At 40.5% G+C, this 964-nt stretch carries 1 protein-coding gene; it reads left to right on the forward strand.

Annotated elements, in window-relative coordinates:
• Positions 1-68 precede the first annotated feature (68 nt).
• Positions 69-964, forward strand: an 896-nt coding sequence (locus tag N482_RS05360) for an ISAs1 family transposase (RefSeq protein ID WP_063376090.1), incomplete at its 3' end; no start/stop codon positions are given.

The following is a 964-nucleotide window of genomic DNA, read 5'->3' on the forward strand; positions in this document are numbered from 1 at the left end:
CAGGGCGGGATCGCACTTTGTTAAAAAATATGATCAAATAGCCACAGCTTTTATTTTTGACCGTAATTATGAACCTTATAGAACATTTATCCATTGTTGAAGAAACCCGTTCTGATATCAATCAAAAGCATGATTTGGTAGATATTATTTTTCTCGTAGTCAGTGCCATCATTGCAGGCGCTGAGGGTTGGCAAGATATTGAAACTTATGGAGATGCGAAAAAAGACTGGCTCACCAAGTATCGACCTTTTAAACATGGTATTCCCCGTCGACATACAATTGCAAGAATTCTAAAATCTGTTATTGCTGAATCACTTCTTGAGGCTTTACTCAATTGGCTCAATGAACATCGTGAAATTAATAACAAACCAATTATCGCTTTTGATGGGAAAGTCCTTAGAGGCGCCTATCGGAATGATAAAAAAACCGCCTTACAGCTTGTAACTGCTTATGATACGGAGAATGGACTGGTCTTAAGTCAACTCGCGACGAAGAATAAGAATGGGGAGATCCGAGTTGTTCAACAGATGCTGGATGTACTGAATGTTAAAGGCAGCGTACTGACGATGGATGCGCTGCATTGCCAAACTGAGACACTTAAAAAAATAGCGGATAAAAAAGCGCATGTCGTGGTTCAAGTAAAGAAAAATCAGCCAAATTTGTGGAATGCAGTGAACACTCAATTTCAAGCGGTGTTTGATGCTGGAAAAGAAAAGGTTGTAACAGAAGTGACTCAGCAGGCCCATGGGCGAAAAGAGCAACGCAGGGTCTACCAATTAAAACCTAAATTTAATGAAACACTCAAGGCTCGCTGGCCAAGTATCCGCAGTATTATAGCAGTAGAGCGACACCGGACAATAAAAGAAAAGACCAGTATTGATACATCTTTTTACATCAGCTCAATGTCACCTCGTCATAAGTCACTGGGTCACTACATCAGGCAGCATTGGCGTATTGAAAATAG

The organism is Pseudoalteromonas luteoviolacea NCIMB 1942 (genome assembly GCF_001625595.1).
Lineage (GTDB): Bacteria > Pseudomonadota > Gammaproteobacteria > Enterobacterales > Alteromonadaceae > Pseudoalteromonas > Pseudoalteromonas luteoviolacea_A.